The sequence below is a fragment of the Alphaproteobacteria bacterium genome (genome assembly GCA_040218575.1).
Lineage (GTDB): Bacteria > Pseudomonadota > Alphaproteobacteria > JAVJRE01 > JAVJRE01 > JAVJRE01.
Genome location: JAVJRE010000005.1, coordinates 304,647 through 322,119 on the forward strand (window position 1 = coordinate 304,647; position 17,473 = coordinate 322,119).

Consider the following 17,473-nt stretch of genomic DNA (forward strand, 5'->3'; position numbering starts at 1 on the left):
CCGGGAAAATAAAGCCTGACTCCGGCGCGTGAGCCACCCGGTGCCGGTGACCCGCTTGTGCTGCTTTCGGCCGACCTGCCAGGCAAACGGTTGACTTGGCGCCGTCCGGCTCGCCAACTTGCCGCCCTGCGGCCGCATCGGCCGGCCAAATCCGCTCCGCCCCACTACTTAAGGGCGCCTAGCCCGAGACCACCATGACCGACACGGCACATCCTCGCCCAACGTCTCCCGGCTCCGCCTTGCCCGGCCCGGCCCGGCCCGTCGACACCCGCCGCCTGCCAGGCGAGCGTCTGGAGGTGCCTGCCGACCGGCCGCTCGCGCTGGACAGCGGCGGCATCCTGGCGCCCTACACCATTGCTTACCGCACCTATGGCACACTCAACGCCGCGCGCAGCAACGCGGTATTGGTCTGTCATGCCCTGACCGGCGATCAGTATGTGGTGGAGGACCATCCGGTGACCGGTCGGCCCGGCTGGTGGAAACGCCTGGTTGGCCCCGGCCTGCCGGTGGATACAGACCGCTATTTTGTCATTTGCGCCAACATCATCGGCGGCTGCATGGGGTCCAGCGGGCCGCCCGAGACCAATCCCGCCACCGGCCAGCCATGGAACCTGGATTTCCCGGTGATCACCATCGCCGACATGGTGCGGGCGCAGACGGTCCTGCTCGACCATTTGGGCATCGCCCGGCTGTTTTGTGTGATCGGCGGCTCCATGGGAGCCATGCAGGTGCTGGAATGGGCGTCACGCTATCCCGAACGGGTTTTCGCCGCTGTGCCCATCGCCGGTGCGGCGCGCCATTCCGCGCAGAACATCGCCTATCACGAGGTCGGCCGTCAGGCGATCATGGCCGATCCGGACTGGCGCCAGGGTGCCTATCTGCAGCATGGCACGAAGCCCACCGCCGGCCTTGCGGTGGCACGCATGGCCGCGCACATCACCTATCTGTCGGAGGCGGCGCTGACCCGCAAGTTCGGCCGCCGGTTGCAGGATCGCGAGTCCGTCACTTACGGCTTCGAAGCCGACTTTCAGGTAGAGAGTTATCTGCGCCATCAAGGCATCACCTTCGTCGACCGCTTCGATGCCAATTCCTATCTCTACATTACCCGGGCCATGGACTATTTCGATCTGGCGGCGGAGCATGGCGGCGTCCTCGCCAATGCCTTCCGCGACACACCGGTGCGCTATTGCGTCATATCCTTCTCATCGGACTGGCTGTTTCCGACGGCCGAGTCGCGTGAAGTGGTGCAGGCGCTGAACGCCGCGGCGGCCGATGTCAGTTTCGTCGAGATCGTCACCGATAAGGGCCATGATTCCTTCCTGCTGGAAGAGCCGGAGTTCTTCCGCACCCTCAACGGCTTTCTCAACGGCGCGGCGGCGCTGGCCGGTCTCGATTTACCGGCGGGCAGCGCGGCGTGACTCATCCGCCTACCTTCCCCCTGCGCCAGGACCTCAGGCGCATCGCTGATCTGGTGACCGCCGGCAGCCGGGTGCTCGATATCGGTTGCGGCGACGGCGCGCTGCTGGCCTATCTGGTGGCGGAAAAGCAGGTTATCGGCCGCGGGCTGGAGCTGAGCCCGGCCGGCGTGCATGACAGCGTCAGCCGCGGCCTCAGCGTCATTCAAGGGGACGCCGACCAGGATCTGGCGGATTATCCCGATCTCGCCTTCGATTTTGTCATCCTGAGCCGCACCTTGCAGGCCATGCGTCAGCCGCTGGACGTGCTGCGCCACCTGGTGCGCATCGGCCAGCGGGCCATCGTCTCGATTCCCAACTTCGGCCTCTGGCACATCCGGTTGAAAATCGCGCTCGACGGCCGCATGCCGACCACCGGCCTTCTGCCGGACGCCTGGCACGACACACCCAACATCCACCTGTGCACCATCCGCGATCTGGTGGAGACATGCCGCGGCGATGGCATCGTCATCGAGGACGCGCTGATTCTGAACCCGGCGGCGCGGGCCTTGCCCTACCGTTTCGATGGCGCCCTGGCCAATCTTCTGGGGGCCCAGGGCGTCTTTATTCTGCGTCGCGACCGCCGGGCGGCATGACCCGCTGCGGCGGGGCCGGCGGCTGCAGCCGACGCTCCAGCCCCTGCGGCACAACCGCATAACTGCGCCGTCGTTGCGCCCTGACCCCGGCGCCGGCATAGATCTGCTTGGTCGCTTCGATCATCACCACGCCGGAGAAGCGCGGAAACCAGCGTGCGCCCAGCTTCTCCCATGCCTGGGCCGCGCCGAGCATGACCCTCGACCGACTGGGCGGCATGAACAACGCATTGGCGGACGCAACGGGCGTGAACAAATTGTCGCGCAACAGGCGGGAAAGCTGCGCCGTGGTATAGGGCCGGCCATGGCCGAACGGGTTGTTGTCCACCCGCGCCCAGACACCACGCCGGTTAGGCACGATGGCCAGCAGGCGGCCGGAATCACTCATCACTCGCCAGATCTCGCGCATCATCTGGCGCAGATTCTCACCGCACTCGACCGAGTGGACCAGCAGCACCCGATCCATCGACCGGTCCGGCAGTGGCAGTTCGCCATCATCCGCCAGCACCGTGCGGAACGGCGCCTCAGGCGGCCAGTGAACCACCCCCTGGGCCGCCGGCATGGCCGCCACCACCCGGTCGGCCTCATCCAGAAATGGCCGCAAATAGGGCGTGCAATAGCCAAAGCCAAGAACCGAAAGGCCCCGCACGTCCGGCCATTCCTCACGCAGGCGGCGACGGATCATGCGCTGCGCCACCCGGCCCAGACTGGTGGCGTAGAAGTCTCTGAGATCAACAACGTCCATCCACATGGTGCTGTCCCTCCGCCGGCTGGCCGTTAGCAGCGACTCAGCGGGGCGGCGTGGTCTCCCGTGCCAGCCAGTCCAGATAGTCGGCAATCCCGTCGCGCAAGGGACGCGGCGACCAGCCGGCCGCGCGCAGCCGGCTGTTGTCATAGGCGCCCCAGCGGCCGGCGGTCATTTCCGGATCGCCCATCATCACCGCATTGGCCTGGTCCAGTGGCACGACCTCCCAGCGGAAGCCCGGACGCAACTGGCCGACCAGGTCAAGGACCGTCCCCAGCGCTGTCGGCGCCCCATAGGAGCAGTTATAGGCCTTGTGCTCCAGCGATGCGGTATCCAGCAGGGCCATCAGCCCGCGCGCCACATCGCGCACATAGATCCAGTCGGCGATGACATCCGGCGAGACAATGCGCGCCACCTCGCCCCGGAGGGCCAGGCGACAGGCAGACTGCATGGCCGAATCATGCACCCGCGACGGCGTGTGGCGATCCATCGGGCCATAGACATAGGACAGCCGCACCGACGCGGTTTCCATAGGGAACAGCTGGCCATAGCGGGCGGCGATCTGTTCGGTCGCCAGCTTGCCGATGCCATAGAACTCCGGCGGATCGATCCAGCCGTCTTCGGGCAGCGGGTCGCCGGGCGTGTCCGGTCCGTCGTCGCCATACACCGCCCCGGAACTGAGATTGAGAAACCGCAGAGGGCGGCCGTCCGCCCGCCTGACCGTGCGGGCCCAGTCCAGCAGGTTGACCGTGCCCATGATGTTGACCTCCAGCACCCGGGCCGGCATGGCCCGTTCCGCTTCCGCCGCGTCGTCGCCGGGGACGCGGGCGAACAGAGTCATGGTGGCGCCATGCACCACCTGGGTGATGGCCTGGCTGTCGAGCGCGTCGCGCCAGGTTTCCGGGCGCGTGATATCGGCTTGCAGAAACACCGCCCGATCGCCGCCACCGGCAAGGATGCGCTGCATGGGGGCGTCGGCCGGCGCATTGTCCAGCACCACCACCTTCGCCCCGGCATCGCGAGCCAGCCACGCTTCCACCAGATTGCTCATGACGAAACCGTTGCCGCCGGTCACCAGAAGGGTCATGGACTGTCCTTTTCGTGCAAGGGAGATGCCTGCGGACCCTGCCTGCAGGGGCCCTGTGCCTGTGAGCCTCGGCCTGCCGACCGGGTCCACCGGGACTCCAGGATACGCGGGGGCGACCATGGTCCGGGCACGGCACACGGTCAACCGTCAACCAACCGGCCCTGTCGCCGGGCCGTCGCCATGCTAGTCTCGGGACACGGCCCGGAACCGGAGGAGGCAGCCATGGCCCGACTCGAAATCGTCCAGGTGCCTGTCCTGAACGACAATTATGTCTATCTGGCCCACGAGGCGGAAAGCGGCGCCACGGCGGTGGTCGATCCGGCGGTGGCCGGCCCGCCGCTGGAAGCGGCCAGGGCGCGTGGCTGGACCATTACCCACCTGCTCAACACCCATCACCACATGGATCATGTTGGGGGCAATCTGGAGGTCAAGCGCGCCACCGGCTGCACGGTCATCGGCCCGGCCGCCGACGAAGGCCGCATTCCGGGTCTCGATCACGGGGTCAGCGAAGACGATACCGTCCGCGTTGGCAACGCCACCGCCAGGGTGTTCGAGGTGCACGGCCACACCCTTGGCCACATCATGTTCTGGTTCTCCGACAGCGACGCCCTGTTCTGCGGCGACCATCTGTTCGTCATGGGCTGCGGCCGGCTGACAGAAGGCACGGCGCCACAGATGTGGGACAGCCTGTCGAAACTGTCCGCTCTGCCCGATACGGCGCAAATCTACTGCGCCCATGAATACACCCAGAACAACGGCGCCTTCGCCCTGACCGTTGATCCGGCCAACGCCGATCTGAAACGCAAGATGGCGGAAGTGGCGGCGGCGCGGGCACAGAACCTGTCGACGGTCCCGTCGACCCTGGGCGAGGAGCGACGGACCAATCCCTTCCTGCGGGCCACCGCGGCGGAGGTGGCGGCGGCGGTGGGCATGGCCGGCGCACCGGCGGTGGAAGTCTTCGCCGAAGTCAGGCGACGCAAGGACCTGTGGTAGGCCCACTGCCAGCCGGTGGTGGCGGGTCGGGGCAGCGTCAGGATGCGGCGGCGTGACGGCCAGTCAGCGATAGCGACGCCGAGCGGCCATGGGTCAGCGCCGGCCGGCCAAAGTGATAACCTTGAAGGTAGAGAATCCCCTGCGCCTCCAGGGCCCGGGCATCGGCTTCGGTCTCCACGCATTCGGCCACGGTCATCAGGTTGAAGGATCGCGCCAGCCGCAAAATGGTGCCGATGAAAAGCTGATTGTCGCTGGAATTGGCCACGTCCTGCACGAACGACCCGTCGATCTTGATGATGTCCACGTCCAGCGCCTTGAGGTGGCGGAACGAGGTATAGCCGGCGCCGAAGTCATCCAGCGCGACCCGGCAGCCAAGATCGCGCAGCACGGCGACGATTCGTGCGGTCTCATCAATATCATGCAGGGCAACGGTTTCGGTGATCTCGATAATCAGTCGGCTGGCCAGGTCCGGCCGGTCACGCAAACGCACGACGACGCTGCGCATCCAGATACGGTCGGTCGCCGTCGCGCCGGAGATGTTAATGGCCAGCACCAGGTCCGGCACCGCGTCCAACTCGGCAATGCCCAGTTCCAGTACCTGTTGGTCGACCGCCCGGATCAGCCCCATCTTTTCCACCACCGGGATGAAGGCGGCGGCCGGCACTACAGAGCCGTCCTCCGTCAACATGCGCACCAGGCACTCGTAATAAGCGACGTCACTGGTCCCGGCATGCACCACCGGCTGGTAGGCCAGGACCAGACGGCCTTCCTTCAACGCGGCCTGAACGTCGCGGGCAATGTCCATGAAGACGTGGTGATCGCGCTGCTGCCCCTCTGACGGCTGGTAGACGACGGCACAGTCGTGGCCGGCGCGCGTCGCATCGCGCAGGGCCGACTCCGCCCGCCCCATGGCCTCATGAGCGGTCGGCGCGCTGGCCGGAAAGCTCACGGCGCCGATGGACACCGTGACGGGAATGGCGCCGGTCGCCGTCGGCACCGTGAACTCGCGGACCACGGCCAGGATCTTCTCGGTGACGCGACTGATCTCATCCGGCTCGCATTGCGTCAGCACCACACCGAACTGGTCGCTGCCGGCACGGCCGATGACATCACTGACGCGCAGGCACCTGTCCAGGCGATGGCCGATCTCGATGATGATGTCGTCGGTAGTGCGACGGTCGAACGAGTCGGTCATCAGCGCCACCTGATCGATACCCACCGCCAGATAGGCGCCCGGCGCGCCATAACGCATGGCATAGGCGATGGCATGCTCCAGAGCCTCGCGCAGGCGCGTGCGGTTGTAGTGGCCGGTCAGCTCATCGAAGTTGGCGGCATAGCTCAGGATCTGCTCATCAACCTTGCGCGACGTCATTTCGCGCAGGACGCCGGTCAGGCGAATGGCGCGACCCGCCGGCGAAAAGTGCGCCTGCCCGCGGTCATGGACCCAGCGGAAATGGCCGTTCTGGCCGCGCACCCGATATTCACAGTCATAGGGCCGCTCGCAGGCGAAATGGTTGGCCAGTACGGTCAGGCGTTGCGGCAGATCTTCCGGGTTGATGCGCCCGTGATAGGTGTCGCCGGACGCGATCTCGCCGGCGTCGGCCAGATCAAACAGCCCCTCGACCGGACCGATCCAGCGGATCGTGTCGTCCAGCAGGTTCCAGTCATAGACGACGTCGCCGGCCGCGCTCAGCCCCTGCAGGGCGGCGGACTCCGAGTCGTCAATGGAGTTGCGATCTTCGACCACGTGGCGCATTGCCGGATGCGACCGGCACCTCCTACCTGAAGGTTCAAACCAAGGCGCTGACCTACCTGCGCCATCCATCACAGTGCCACGGCGAATCCTAACGAAAGCTGAAACCGGCAACGCCGGACCGACGCTGTCGCCCGCGGCGGGCGCGGCCGGACACTGAACCGCAGAATACCTTGAAATATCTGTTAACCTTAATAGTCATAGTTAACAGGTATACTGTATTTGTATAAATTGTTATTCAAATTGCCGGAAAATCTTTCATATTTTTATTGTCTTTCGCTGATGATCTCGTAGAGTCGCGACAACCGGCGTGGGGGCGCCGGACGCGCCGGGAGGGCGACGACCGTCACATGGCTACAGCCGCCGCAACACACGCCCATGCCGGGGCGCTGGCTCGCTATCGGGTGGAAACCCTCGATGGCGAACGCCGGCCAGAGGCCGCCGGCCCGCGTCGCCCCGCCGGTACAGGCGATACCCGGGGCGATACAGAGACATCGCAGGAATTCCGTCTGAGCGACCCGCCGCGCAGCCGTATCGGCGCCGGCCGGCATCCGGCCAGTGATCGTACGCAGCGCTGGCTGAGCGCCGATCCGTCAGAACAGGCGGAAGGCGAGAACAGCGCCACCACCATGCGCCCCGCAGGGGGCCCTGTTCACGCTGGCGGGTTCAGCGCCTATGGCGCGCCCTACGGCCGCCGTTATGGCGATAGCCTGCCTCTCTTGCCGTCCGCTACCTTCCTGGCCCAGCATATCGCCCAGGAGGTGATGCAGACGGGCCTTCATCTCGATCCCCATCGCGAGACTGCGTCGAGTTATACGCGGGCTGCGGCCGGCACCTTCGCGGGCAACGCCAGCCCCGCTCCTCTGCTGCTGGACGTCGCCGCCTAGTTCCCGGCGCTTGTGCCGGCCGTGCGCCGGTTCTAGGGTCGGCCCATCTGTCGTCTTTCTGGCTTCCACCATGATCATAGTGCCGTCTGCGCGGCATGATTCGGTGCGTCGCGGATGGCTTGCGCCGTCTCGCCGGCGCCCGCTCCTGTACGCACAACCATGAGCGAGGCCTCGTCGCGCTCGCCCGCGCGTAGCGGCACGGCGCTGTCCTCCTACATCATTATCGGCCTGCTCGTGCTGACCGGCGGCGGGTTGTTGTGGTGGCGTGACGGGCCGGCCGGCCTGGTCGGGACACTGGATCGCGACGGTGCCATCCTGCTCGACCTGCTGCCCCGCCTGGCGGCGGCCATGGTGATTGCCGGGCTGGTCCAGGTGATGGTGCCGCGCGAGCTGGTGTCGCGCTGGCTCGGCGCCCGCTCCGGCTGGCCGGGACTGTTCATCTCGACCATTGTCGGCGGCTTGATGCCGGGCGGCCCGCTGACCTCATTTCCCATCGTCCTGGTGTTGTCCCGCGCCGGTGCCGATATGGGCGTTCTGGTCTGCTTCGTCACCAGTTGGGCTCTGCTGGGTCTCAACCGCATCCTGGTCTGGGAGCTGCCCTTCCTCGGTCCGGAACTGGTCATCATCCGCGTCCTGGTATCGCTGCCGCTGCCAATTCTGGCCGGTCTGACCGCGCGCCATCTGGTGCCCCGTCTGTGGGCGCGGCCGGCTCTGTCGACCGATCAGGGCAACCCGCCCGATAAGATCTGACGCCATGCATCTGGACATTGCCACCTGGATCATGTTCGCCCTGGCCGCCGGCCTGACCGTTCTCGCCTGGCGTCGTGGCCAGTTCACCGCCGGCATGGTCGCTGCCTGGGCCATGACCAGACGAATCATCATTCTCATTCCGCTGGCGGTGCTGGCTGCCGGCTTCATGACCGAGCTGATGCCCCGCGCCGCGATTACCGCTCTGGTCGGCGCTGAGTCCGGCCTTAGCGGCATCCTCATCGCGTCGGTGATCGGCGGCGCCCTGCCAGGTGGGCCTTTCATCTCGTGGCCACTGGCCATGAGCCTGTGGCAGTCCGGCGCCGGCGCGCCGCAGGTGGTCGCCCTGATCACCGGCTGGGGCGTCTATGCACTCTATCGCACAGTCATGTTCGAGGCGCCGGTCATGGGCCTGCGGTTCGTCGGTCAGCGACTGCTGGCCAGCCTCGTCCTGCCGCCGCTGGCCGGACTTCTGACCGCCCTTGTGGCGCCTTTCGCCAGCGCTTTGTGAAGCGCCGCACCGGCGCCGTCCGCCGGGCAGGGCCCCTGTCGCCGGCAAGCAGGGCTCTGCTACGCTTGCCACCGCAGCGCAATCGGAGACAGAAATGACCGACGCCGGACGCACTATCCGTTTCGCCAACGCCGACATGATTGTCGCCTGGGATGCCGCCGCTGACCGGCACTACTATCTGCCGCACGGCGACATGGTGATTCGGGGCAACACCATCATCGCCCTAGGCCGTCACAGTGACGCGGCTGGTCATAACGAACCGGTGGACGAAACGGTCGACTGCACGGGACGCATGCTGCTGCCCGGCACCGTCAACATTCACACGCACGCCTCCGCCATACTGGAAAACAAATCCCTGCTGGAGGAAACCTCATCCCGCCTGATGGGCTCAACGGTGCTGTTTGAGTGGAACCGGCTCATCCGCATGGACCCCGGCTACAAGGTGCCGAAACTAGAGGCGGCGCTGGGCGAGGTGATGAAGGCCGGCTGCACCACCGTGGTGGACCTGGCCTATGGCTATGATGGCTGGATCGATACGCTGGCCCGATCGGGCCTGAGGGCCTGCGCCGGCGCGCAGTATGTGGATGGCCTGCACGCCACGCCGGACGGCCATACCATGGCCTATGAATGGAATCTGGAAGGCGGCCGGCGCGGTTTCGACGTAGCGCTGAAAGCGGTGGACCAGGCGCTGGCCCATCCGTCGGGCCGCCTGTTCGCCATGCTTGGCCCGGGCCAGGTGGATACTTGCGGCGAAGAACTGCTGCGGGACTCCAAGGCGGAAGCCGACCGTCGGCGCATTCCGATCACCACCCACTGCTCACAGAGCGGCGTCGAGTTCTTTGAAATGGTGAAGCGCCACGGCAAATCGCCGGCCCAGTGGCTGGAAAGCCTGGGCTTCCTCGGGCCTACCACCACCCTCGGTCACGCCATCTTTCTCGACCATCACCCGTGGTTGCACTGGACCGCGCCGAAGCGTGATCTCGATGTGCTGGCCGCCACCGGCACCCACGTTGCCCATTGCCCGTGGGTGCAGTTCAACAATGGCCGCAGTCTGCAAAGCTTCCGCACCTATCGCGAGCATGGGGTCAATGTGGGCATCGGCACCGACAGCTTCCCCCTCAACATGTGGGAGGAGATGCGTTGGGCCCTGATCATGGGGCGGGTGGCGGAAGGCTGGAAGCAGGCAGTGACCACCCATGACATCTTCTATGCTGCCACCATTGGTGGCGCCAAGGCGCTGGGCCGCGACGACATCGGCCGCCTGGCGCCCGGCGCAAAGGCCGATATGGCCGTTGTCGACCTCAATCACTGGACCGTACAGCCGGGCCGCGACCCGCTGCGCGCCATGATGTTCCATGCCCAGGAGCGGCCGGTGCGCGACGTATGGTGCGACGGGGCAAAAATCGTCGAGGACGGCCAGTCCCTGACCCTCGACATCGACGCCGCCCATGACCGGCTGCAGGATGGCTTTGCGACCATCGCACCGAAGGTGGCCGGGCTCGACTGGGCTGGTCGCACCATCGATCAGGCTTTCCCCACCTCCCTGCCGACCGTTGATCGGGTGTAGGGCGACCGGGTGTAAGGTCACCGGCCCGATATCAACCGGGCCGAAATACCAACCGGGCCGCCTAGCCCTTGATTTCCACCAGCGAGATATCGAAGGTCAGCACCTGGCCGGCCAGCGGCGGGTTGGCATCCACCGTCACCTGACCGTCGGCCACCTCGGTCACCGTAACCGGCATGGCATTACCGCCGGGATCGGCCGCGCGAAACCGCATGCCCGGGGCTATGTCCAGATCATCGGGGAAGTTTTCCCGCGGCACCTGGAACACCAGATCGTCGGCGCGCTCGCCATAGGCCTCGGCCGGCTCGATATGTACCTGCTGGCTGTCGCCCGGCGTCATCCCGGTCACCGCCTGTTCGAAGCCGGCAATGACCTGGCCCTGGCCTAACGTGAACTCCAGCGGATCACGGCCGTCTGACGAATCGAACTGTGTGCCGTCTGCCAGGCGGCCAGTGTAGTGCACAAGAACCGTGTCGCCGGATTTGGCTTCCGTCATTGATCTCTCCTTGCGGATTTCTATGAGGACGACGCGCCGGCGCCGCCCGGTTCAACCGGCGACCGGCTGCGGCGCTGGCGCCCGCCCGACGTCGATATTGCCTTCGCCACGTTCCAGCGCATCGAAGAACTGCTGGACCCACGCCTGCGGAATGTCGCGAGTGATGAACACCATACGACTGCGCCGGTCGTCATCCGGCCAGCCATCGAGCCAGACCACCGGATGAAAATGGTGCTGTACGCCATGGATCACGGCCGGATGATCCGGTTCTTCCGCCACGTGGATGATGCCTTTGACCCGCAGCAGGTCAGGGCCGCGATTGTTGATCAGACTTTCAAGAAAAAAAGTGAAGGCGGCGGCGGAGACGGGCTTGTCCAGAGTAACGCAGTAGGCCCGGATGTGGGCGTCATGACGATTGACGTCGTGATGATGGCCGTGATCGTGACCGCCATGGTCAGCCGCATGTGCCGCCGCATAGGCTTCCTCTTTCAGCCAGCGGCTGACATCGGGACTCTTGGTCTCTGGATTATAGAGACCGAGGCCGAACAGAGCCCCCGCATCCACCGCGCCATTGGCGGCCGGCACCTGACGCGCCGCCGGGTTGAGCGCGCGCAGTCGTGCCTGCAACGCCGCCATGTGCTCTTTCGCTACCAGATCACCCTTGCTGATGATCAACAGATCAGCCACCGCCGCCTGACGCACGCTTTCGCCATGACCATCCAGTGTGGCGTCGCCATTGGCCGCATCCACCACCGTCAGAACCCCATCCAGGCGATAGCCGAAGGTCACCTGCGGGTCGACCATCAGGGTATGCAGGATCGGCGCCGGGTCGGCCAGGCCGGTGGTTTCGATGATGACCCGCTCAAACGCGGCCACCTCGCCACGCTCGCGCCGCATCAACAGGCGTCGCAACGTATCGATCAGATCGCCGCGCACCGTGCAGCACAGGCATCCGCCATCCAGCTCGATCAGGTCTTCGCCGGAATGCTCCAGCAGCAGGTGGTCAAGGCCCACCTCGCCGAACTCATTGACGATCACCGCCGTGTTGGTCAGCGCCGGATCGCGCAACAGCCGCGCCAGCAGCGTCGTCTTGCCGCTGCCGAGAAAGCCGGTCAGCACGGTCACCGGAATCGGTGGCGCGTCCATCGTGTCGGCGGTCGCGGGAACGGCGGCGGGATTGTCCTGGCTCATGGCTCCATCATGTCAAAGTGGCGGCGCGGCGGCAAACCGGCGGCGCGCTCCGGAGCGATGTGGGGCGCATCTGACGGACCGGCGCCGGGCCGGTCAGACCAGATGCAGCAGAACCAGCGCCAGGGCCAGACTGGCGGATCCCACACACCCCAGCACAGGCACTACCAGCGGCACCGTGAATCTGGCGCGCGGCGCCGCCGCCGCACCCCGCCGCCGCCGCAGGCGCAGCAGCGACAGGTTCACCAGGGCATAGACCAGCAACAGAATGAAGCTGGTGGCCTGGGCCAGCGCCGCCACCGGCAGGGCCAGCGCCGCTACCAGCACCACCCCGCCAACCAGCACGGTGGCGGCGACCGGTGTGCGGGTGCGGGCATTGACCACCCCCAGCCAGGCCGGCATCCAGCCCTGATTGGCCATGCCATAGAGCACCCGTGAGGCCATGACGATCTGGATCAGACCGCCGTTGATCACCGCGAAAATGGCAACCAGGGCAATAAAGGCGCCGGACGACTCCAGCGCCCGGTCGGCGATCAGCGCCAGCGGCGCGCCGCCGGCGACGGCTACCGGCGAGGCCACCACCACCAGTGACACCAGCACATACAGCACGGTGGTGATTACCAATGTCAGCAGGATGGCGCGCGGCAGGGTGCGTCCGGGCTCGTGCACCTCCTCCGCCACATTGACCATGTCCTCAAAGCCGATGAAAGCGAAGAAGGCCAGGATCATGGCCGTAATCATGCCTGCCGCTAAGTCCGGCGATGGCGCCCGCACGGCCTCGCCCAGCGCGTGCCCCATGGCGGCGAAACCCGGCGCGATGTCGTCGGCGGCGACAACCACAATGAAAACCAGCGCCGCAACCTCCACCACCGTGGCGATCGCCGCCACTAACACCGATTCAGCGATGCCCCACACCGCCAGCAGGGTCAGCAGCGTGACGATGGCGATGATTACCGGCGCCGACGGCAAGACGATGAATGTCGCCGTATAGCCCACCAGGCCGCGTGCCAGAACGGCGCTGGAGACAATGCCGGCGGCGATGATCATCAGCCCCACCAGGCTGGCCAGCCAGCGCTGCCGCAGGCCTTCGGCCACATAGACCGCTTCACCCGCACTGACCGGGTAGCGGGTGGACAGTTCGGCATAGGACAGCGCGCTGAAGGCTGTGAGGACCGCCGCCAGAACAAAGGCAAACGGCGCCAGCGCGCCGGCTGCGGCGGCGACTTCCCCCACCAGCACGTAAATGCCGGCGCCGACCATGACCCCCAGGCCATAGAGGGTCAGCAACGTCAGTCCGAGACTGCGTTTAAGGGCGACCGGCGGCGGGATTGAAGCCATGGGCCTACTTTCGCTGCGCCGGGCCCGCCAATCAAGCGTCCTGCAACGGTCGGCCGGTCATGACCGCCGGTCATGACCAGAGTCCGCTTCAGGCGGCGGCGCGCTCCACCTGTTCCTTGGCGGCGGCGATCATGGTCATGGCCAGCACACCATAGACGGCTGACCAGGCGTCCCGCACATCGTCGCTAAAGTCCCCGCCAAGACCGTGTTCCAGGGCGCTCAACAGGGCCTCGCCCACGGTGTCGTAGTCGGCTTCCTTGACGCCATATCCGATGTGACGGCGGCCCAGCTCCTCCACCGCCGGCGACAGCTCGTCCAGCCGATCCAGATTCTCCACCGCCGTCCGCAGCATGCCCATCAGCATGGCCTTCTGACGAGCCATGTCACTCTTGGCAAACAGGGGCTCCAGTGCGGGGTCCAGTTCAAACAGACGGCGATACATATGGGTCGCTACGTCGTCGGCCTTGGGCAGCAGCAGCGCGAAGGAGTCCTGCACCAGGGCCACCTGACCGCGCGTGAGCGGCACCCCTGGCAGTATGGCCGCCTGATTCGTCCCGTCGCTTTCCGGTTGTGGCGTTGGCTCGACATGCCGCTGTGGCGCCGCCGGCGACCCCGGCAAGATATGTGAGGCTGCCACGTCTGCCGGCGCGGCGTCGGGCCGGCCATTGCGCGCGGCCATGGCCAGACGGCCCAGGGCTGCCGTGCGCTCGCCGAGCCGTGCAACGATTTCGTCGATCTGTGCGGTCGCCTCGGCGGTCTGGCCGGCAAGCAGCTTTACCTCGCCGGCAACCACGGCAAATCCGCGACCCGCGTCGCCGGCGCGCGCCGCCTCGATGGTGGCGTTCAGCGCCAGCAGATTGGTCTGCCGGGCAATCATCTGGATCTGGCTGGCGACATCGCCGACACGGGTGATCTCGGCGGTCAGGCTTTCGAGCTCGTCGGTCATCCGGTGCAGCGCGCCGTCTGTGGCCTCACTGCCGACCAGCCGGCTGTGCGGCGCGTGATCATCGGGCATGGTCAAAATCCTGCTGCCTGCGGATTACCGCCAAGGGCGGCCGGAACGGAAGCCTAGCCGAGGGATGTTAATTGTCGCCTAATTGGCTGCGGATTGCCCCAGTTCAGGACCCATGCCGCAAAATGGGGCGACACAAACCTGTGCCAGGGAGACATCATGGCTGACTTCACTCACGATCAGGCACGCCGCGCCATCGACGGGGGGCTGGCTTTTCGCCGGCAGTGCGCGGCCCGGCCCATCGCCATCGCGGTGGTCGATTCAGGTGGCCATCTGGTGGCGGCGGCGCGGGAGGACGAGGTCGGCTTTCTGCGGACGGAGCTGGCCATCAACAAAGCCTGGAGTTGCATGGCCTATGGCCGCTCCACCGGCGCCATGCAGAAACGGATCGCCGGCCACGATCACTGGATGATGGCTGCCACCGGCATGGTGGCCGGGCACCGCCTGATTGCCTCGCCGGGCGGGGTGGTGGCGCTGGACCAGTACGGTCGCCGGGTCGGCGCGGTCGGCGTGGCCAATGCCACCAACGACGAAGAAATCGCCATCCAGGCAATCGAGGCGGCTGGCCTGGTGGCGGATACGGACACGCCGGAGTGACGGCCGGCAGCGGTCATTGACCGGTCCGCTGCCGGTCGCCACCATGCTGGGAACAGGTCGGAGGCACCGCACATGATCGATCTCTATAGCTGGCCCACCTTCAACGGCCAGAAGATCCATATCGCGCTTGAGGAGTTCGACCTGCCCTATACCGCCCATCCGGTAAACATCGGCAAGGGCGAGCAGTTCGATCCGGCCTTCCTGAAAATCAGCCCCAACAACCGGATCCCGGCCATCGTTGATAGCGATGGCGCCGATGGCAAGACCATCTCCGTCTTCGAGACCGGCGCCATTCTGCTTTACCTGGCGGAAAAGACCGGCCGCTTCTGCCCGGCCGAACCGGATCGCCGGTTTGAGGTCATCCAGTGGCTGATGTGGCAGATGGGCGGCGTCGGCCCCATGTTCGGCCAGGCCCACCATTTCCTGGAATACGCGCCGGAAAAGATACCCTACGCCATGGATCGCTACGCCAAGGAATCCAACCGCCTCTATGGTGTGCTTGATCGCCGCCTGGAAGGTCGCGACTATGTGGCGAACGATGAATACTCCATTGCTGACATGGCCCTCTTTCCGTGCTGCAAGTCGCCGCACCGCGAAGGGGCGACGTTCGACGACTATCCCAATGTAAAACGCTGGTTTGATGCCATTGCGGAGCGGCCGGCGGTGCAACGTGGCATGGCGCTGATGTCCGAGCATCGCCGCCAGCAATCCTTCAGCAAGGAAGAGCGCGAGAACCTGTTCGGCAAGACCCAGTTCACCCGCCACTAGAAACCCGTCGCAAACAGGTACCGGCTTCGTCATGCTGCATCTGCACACCGCACCCACAACCAATGGCCAGCGTGGCGCACTTATCGTCGCGGAATCGGGCCTGCCTTACACGCTGCACGAGATTCGCATGCGGGACGGTGGCCACAAGTCCCCGGACTATCTGGCGATCAACCCCAACGGTCAGGTGCCGGCCCTGGTGGATGATGACGGACCGGGCGGCGAGACGGTCACTCTCACTCAGTCGGTAGGCATTGTGTGGTATGTGGCGGAGAAGTGCGGACGTTTCATCCCATCGACCGGAAAGCTGAAGGCAGAAGCCATGGACTGGTGCCTGTTCGGCGCCACCGATCTCTACCCGCCCTTCGCCGCCATGTATTTCCTCCAATGGGCCGGGCTGCCGGAAATGGGCAAGGCGCCGGCCCTCTTCGATAAACGCATGCAACGCTACGCCGGTCGTCTGAACGATCATCTGAGGAATCGCACATGGCTGGTCGGCGATGACTACACGGTCGCCGACATCTCCACCTATCCCATGTGCGCCCTGGCCTGGCGCGACTTTCCTCAGTTGCATGGCCTGACCGCCGTCGAAGCCTGGATGGAACGGGTGGCGGCGCGGCCGGCCGTTGCCGAAGCCATGGGCTGGTTTGCCGGCAAGGGGCCGCAACTGGACCGGCCGACGCCGGCACAGCCGGCGGCCTGACCGCGGCCGGCTGTATACGGTCGCGTGACCGTGGCAATACACGCCACCTGCCCTGCCGCTCGCGGTGCGGATCCGCTAGCCTTCAACGGCAAGGGTCGGCGATGGCCGGTCCGGACAGTGGCCTGCTGAGGGGGAACCAATGGGTATAGCCACCGAGATATTCCTGCCTCTGGCCCTGTTCATCATCATGCTGAGTCTGGGTCTCGGTCTCGGCCCTGCCGACTTTCGCCGCGTCGCCGTCCAGCCCCGCGACTTTATCGCCGGTGCCTTGTCGCAGATGGTGATCCTGCCGCTGGTGGCCTTCGCCATTGCCCTGATCTGGGCGCCGCAGCCTGCCTTCGCCGTCGGCCTCATTATCATTGCCGCGGCGCCCGGCGGTGTCACCTCCAACCTGCTGACCCGCTACGCCGGCGGCGACACGGCGCTGTCGGTGTCGCTGACCGCGGTCATCAGTCTGGCCAGCATCGTCACGGTGCCGCTGATTGTCTTCTTCGCGCTCGATCACTTTGTCGGCGCTTCCGCCACGGCCGATCTGTCGATTACCCGTGTGGCGCTCAGCATGTTCGCCATCGTCGCCATACCGGTGGCGGTCGGCATGGTCATCCGCGCTCTTGCCCCCGCTTTCGCCGGCCGCATAGAGCCCGCGGCACGGCTCGTCGCCAGCCTGCTCTTCGCTCTGGTCCTGGCCGCCGCCATATGGGTCGAGCGCAGCAATATCACGACCTACTTCGCGCAAGCCGGACTCGCCACACTCGCTCTCAACATCGCCATGATGGCGATTGCCTTCTTCGGCGCCGCCCTGATCGGCAGCCGTCGGCCACAGCGCATCGCCCTGTCGCTGGAGTGCGGCCTGCAGAACGGCACCCTGGCCCTGGCGGTGATCGCCGCCCTCGGCCTCGGCTCCGCCTATACGGTGCCGGCCGCCATCTACAGCCTGCTTATGTTTGCCACGGCGCTGCTCTTTGTCGCCGCGGTCAATCGCCGGCGGGCGGCCGGCGCCACCGCCTGATTGCCGCCCGCCTGGCTCGCGTCACACCCCG

General features: G+C 66.0%; 18 protein-coding genes. 11 read left to right on the forward strand and 7 right to left on the reverse strand.

The window, feature by feature from the left end:
* The first annotated feature begins 194 nt into the window (after positions 1 to 194).
* Both RIE31_07460 and metW read left to right on the forward strand, forming a co-directional pair.
* Entirely contained in the window at positions 195 to 1,418 is a 1,224-nt protein-coding gene (locus RIE31_07460; GenBank protein MEQ8640424.1) for a homoserine O-acetyltransferase, read from the forward strand.
* The gene (metW, locus tag RIE31_07465; protein ID MEQ8640425.1) at positions 1,415 to 2,050 is read left to right on the forward strand and encodes a methionine biosynthesis protein MetW; all 636 of its coding nucleotides are present in this window, start codon (positions 1,415 to 1,417) and stop codon (positions 2,048 to 2,050) included. The genes RIE31_07460 and metW overlap by 4 nt, the downstream gene beginning before the upstream one ends.
* Here metW and RIE31_07470 read toward each other — a convergent pair.
* Together RIE31_07470 and RIE31_07475 are read right to left on the reverse strand one after the other, a co-directional pair.
* Positions 2,019 to 2,798, reverse strand: a complete 780-nt coding sequence (locus RIE31_07470) for a methyltransferase domain-containing protein (protein MEQ8640426.1) — start codon at positions 2,796 to 2,798, stop codon at positions 2,019 to 2,021. The genes metW and RIE31_07470 overlap by 32 nt on opposite strands.
* A gap of 37 nt (positions 2,799 to 2,835) precedes the next feature.
* Positions 2,836 to 3,879: an NAD(P)-dependent oxidoreductase gene (locus tag RIE31_07475; protein MEQ8640427.1), complete on the reverse strand. Its 1,044-nt coding sequence runs from the start codon at positions 3,877 to 3,879 to the stop codon at positions 2,836 to 2,838.
* A gap of 222 nt (positions 3,880 to 4,101) precedes the next feature.
* On the opposite strand from RIE31_07475, the gene gloB reads away from it, so the two are divergent.
* A complete protein-coding gene (gloB, locus tag RIE31_07480; GenBank protein ID MEQ8640428.1) occupies positions 4,102 to 4,872 on the forward strand; it encodes a hydroxyacylglutathione hydrolase in 771 nt (256 codons plus the stop codon).
* Positions 4,873 to 4,909: 37 nt separating this feature from the next.
* Here gloB and RIE31_07485 read toward each other — a convergent pair whose 3' ends face one another.
* Positions 4,910 to 6,619 (reverse strand): EAL domain-containing protein, encoded by a 1,710-nt coding sequence (locus tag RIE31_07485; protein MEQ8640429.1) that lies wholly within the window; start codon positions 6,617 to 6,619, stop codon positions 4,910 to 4,912.
* 356 nt (positions 6,620 to 6,975) lie between these two features.
* Between RIE31_07485 and RIE31_07490 the strand changes: the two genes are divergently transcribed.
* The 4 genes from RIE31_07490 (at position 6,976) to RIE31_07505 (ending at position 10,337) form a co-directional block, all read left to right on the forward strand.
* Entirely contained in the window at positions 6,976 to 7,512 is a 537-nt protein-coding gene (locus RIE31_07490) for a hypothetical protein (protein ID MEQ8640430.1), read from the forward strand.
* Positions 7,513 to 7,671: 159 nt separating this feature from the next.
* Positions 7,672 to 8,262: a permease gene (locus RIE31_07495; protein ID MEQ8640431.1), complete on the forward strand. Its 591-nt coding sequence runs from the start codon at positions 7,672 to 7,674 to the stop codon at positions 8,260 to 8,262.
* A 4-nt stretch (positions 8,263 to 8,266) separates the two neighbouring features.
* On the forward strand, positions 8,267 to 8,770 hold the full coding sequence (locus RIE31_07500) for a hypothetical protein (GenBank protein ID MEQ8640432.1): 504 nt from the start codon (positions 8,267 to 8,269) through the stop codon (positions 8,768 to 8,770).
* A 94-nt stretch (positions 8,771 to 8,864) separates the two neighbouring features.
* Complete coding sequence (locus RIE31_07505; GenBank protein MEQ8640433.1) at positions 8,865 to 10,337, forward strand: amidohydrolase family protein; 1,473 nt, start codon at positions 8,865 to 8,867, stop codon at positions 10,335 to 10,337.
* Positions 10,338 to 10,398: 61 nt separating this feature from the next.
* On the opposite strand, the gene RIE31_07510 is transcribed toward RIE31_07505, so the two are convergent.
* The 4 genes from RIE31_07510 to RIE31_07525 all read right to left on the reverse strand — a co-directional run bounded on the left by RIE31_07510 (position 10,399) and on the right by RIE31_07525 (position 14,371).
* Positions 10,399 to 10,830 carry a peptidylprolyl isomerase gene (locus RIE31_07510; GenBank protein ID MEQ8640434.1) on the reverse strand — a complete coding sequence of 144 codons (432 nt, stop codon included), beginning with the start codon at positions 10,828 to 10,830 and terminating at the stop codon, positions 10,399 to 10,401.
* A 51-nt stretch (positions 10,831 to 10,881) separates the two neighbouring features.
* On the reverse strand, positions 10,882 to 12,021 hold the full coding sequence (locus RIE31_07515) for a GTP-binding protein (GenBank protein ID MEQ8640435.1): 1,140 nt from the start codon (positions 12,019 to 12,021) through the stop codon (positions 10,882 to 10,884).
* Between the two features lie 93 nt (positions 12,022 to 12,114).
* Positions 12,115 to 13,356: an amino acid permease gene (locus tag RIE31_07520; protein MEQ8640436.1), complete on the reverse strand. Its 1,242-nt coding sequence runs from the start codon at positions 13,354 to 13,356 to the stop codon at positions 12,115 to 12,117.
* A gap of 88 nt (positions 13,357 to 13,444) precedes the next feature.
* The gene (locus RIE31_07525; protein MEQ8640437.1) at positions 13,445 to 14,371 is read right to left on the reverse strand and encodes a methyl-accepting chemotaxis protein; all 927 of its coding nucleotides are present in this window, start codon (positions 14,369 to 14,371) and stop codon (positions 13,445 to 13,447) included.
* Between the two features lie 156 nt (positions 14,372 to 14,527).
* Here RIE31_07525 and RIE31_07530 point away from each other — a divergent pair, with 156 nt between their 5' ends.
* The 4 genes from RIE31_07530 to RIE31_07545 all read left to right on the forward strand — a co-directional run bounded on the left by RIE31_07530 (position 14,528) and on the right by RIE31_07545 (position 17,442).
* Positions 14,528 to 14,965: a heme-binding protein gene (locus RIE31_07530; protein MEQ8640438.1), complete on the forward strand. Its 438-nt coding sequence runs from the start codon at positions 14,528 to 14,530 to the stop codon at positions 14,963 to 14,965.
* Between the two features lie 72 nt (positions 14,966 to 15,037).
* On the forward strand, positions 15,038 to 15,733 hold the full coding sequence (locus tag RIE31_07535) for a glutathione S-transferase N-terminal domain-containing protein (GenBank protein MEQ8640439.1): 696 nt from the start codon (positions 15,038 to 15,040) through the stop codon (positions 15,731 to 15,733).
* 31 nt (positions 15,734 to 15,764) lie between these two features.
* Positions 15,765 to 16,433, forward strand: coding sequence for a glutathione S-transferase family protein (locus RIE31_07540; protein MEQ8640440.1), 669 nt, complete (start codon positions 15,765 to 15,767; stop codon positions 16,431 to 16,433).
* A 139-nt stretch (positions 16,434 to 16,572) separates the two neighbouring features.
* A complete protein-coding gene (locus RIE31_07545) occupies positions 16,573 to 17,442 on the forward strand; it encodes a bile acid:sodium symporter family protein (GenBank protein MEQ8640441.1) in 870 nt (289 codons plus the stop codon).
* Positions 17,443 to 17,473: the final 31 nt, after the last annotated feature.

What these genes read in the sequence shown, in the direction of transcription:
- RIE31_07515 (MEQ8640435.1), bottom strand. Translation starts at nt 12,021, where the DNA reads ATGAGCCAGGACAATCCCGCCGCCGTTCCCGCGACCGCCGACACGATG.
- RIE31_07525 (MEQ8640437.1), bottom strand. Translation starts at nt 14,371, where the DNA reads ATGCCCGATGATCACGCGCCGCACAGCCGGCTGGTCGGCAGTGAGGCC.
- RIE31_07540 (MEQ8640440.1), top strand. Translation starts at nt 15,765, where the DNA reads ATGCTGCATCTGCACACCGCACCCACAACCAATGGCCAGCGTGGCGCA.
- RIE31_07530 (MEQ8640438.1), top strand. Translation starts at nt 14,528, where the DNA reads ATGGCTGACTTCACTCACGATCAGGCACGCCGCGCCATCGACGGGGGG.
- gloB (MEQ8640428.1), top strand. Translation starts at nt 4,102, where the DNA reads ATGGCCCGACTCGAAATCGTCCAGGTGCCTGTCCTGAACGACAATTAT.
- RIE31_07470 (MEQ8640426.1), bottom strand. Translation starts at nt 2,798, where the DNA reads ATGTGGATGGACGTTGTTGATCTCAGAGACTTCTACGCCACCAGTCTG.
- RIE31_07520 (MEQ8640436.1), bottom strand. Translation starts at nt 13,356, where the DNA reads ATGGCTTCAATCCCGCCGCCGGTCGCCCTTAAACGCAGTCTCGGACTG.
- RIE31_07495 (MEQ8640431.1), top strand. Translation starts at nt 7,672, where the DNA reads ATGAGCGAGGCCTCGTCGCGCTCGCCCGCGCGTAGCGGCACGGCGCTG.
- RIE31_07535 (MEQ8640439.1), top strand. Translation starts at nt 15,038, where the DNA reads ATGATCGATCTCTATAGCTGGCCCACCTTCAACGGCCAGAAGATCCAT.
- RIE31_07475 (MEQ8640427.1), bottom strand. Translation starts at nt 3,879, where the DNA reads ATGACCCTTCTGGTGACCGGCGGCAACGGTTTCGTCATGAGCAATCTG.
- RIE31_07510 (MEQ8640434.1), bottom strand. Translation starts at nt 10,830, where the DNA reads ATGACGGAAGCCAAATCCGGCGACACGGTTCTTGTGCACTACACTGGC.
- RIE31_07500 (MEQ8640432.1), top strand. Translation starts at nt 8,267, where the DNA reads ATGCATCTGGACATTGCCACCTGGATCATGTTCGCCCTGGCCGCCGGC.
- RIE31_07505 (MEQ8640433.1), top strand. Translation starts at nt 8,865, where the DNA reads ATGACCGACGCCGGACGCACTATCCGTTTCGCCAACGCCGACATGATT.
- RIE31_07460 (MEQ8640424.1), top strand. Translation starts at nt 195, where the DNA reads ATGACCGACACGGCACATCCTCGCCCAACGTCTCCCGGCTCCGCCTTG.
- RIE31_07545 (MEQ8640441.1), top strand. Translation starts at nt 16,573, where the DNA reads ATGGGTATAGCCACCGAGATATTCCTGCCTCTGGCCCTGTTCATCATC.
- RIE31_07490 (MEQ8640430.1), top strand. Translation starts at nt 6,976, where the DNA reads ATGGCTACAGCCGCCGCAACACACGCCCATGCCGGGGCGCTGGCTCGC.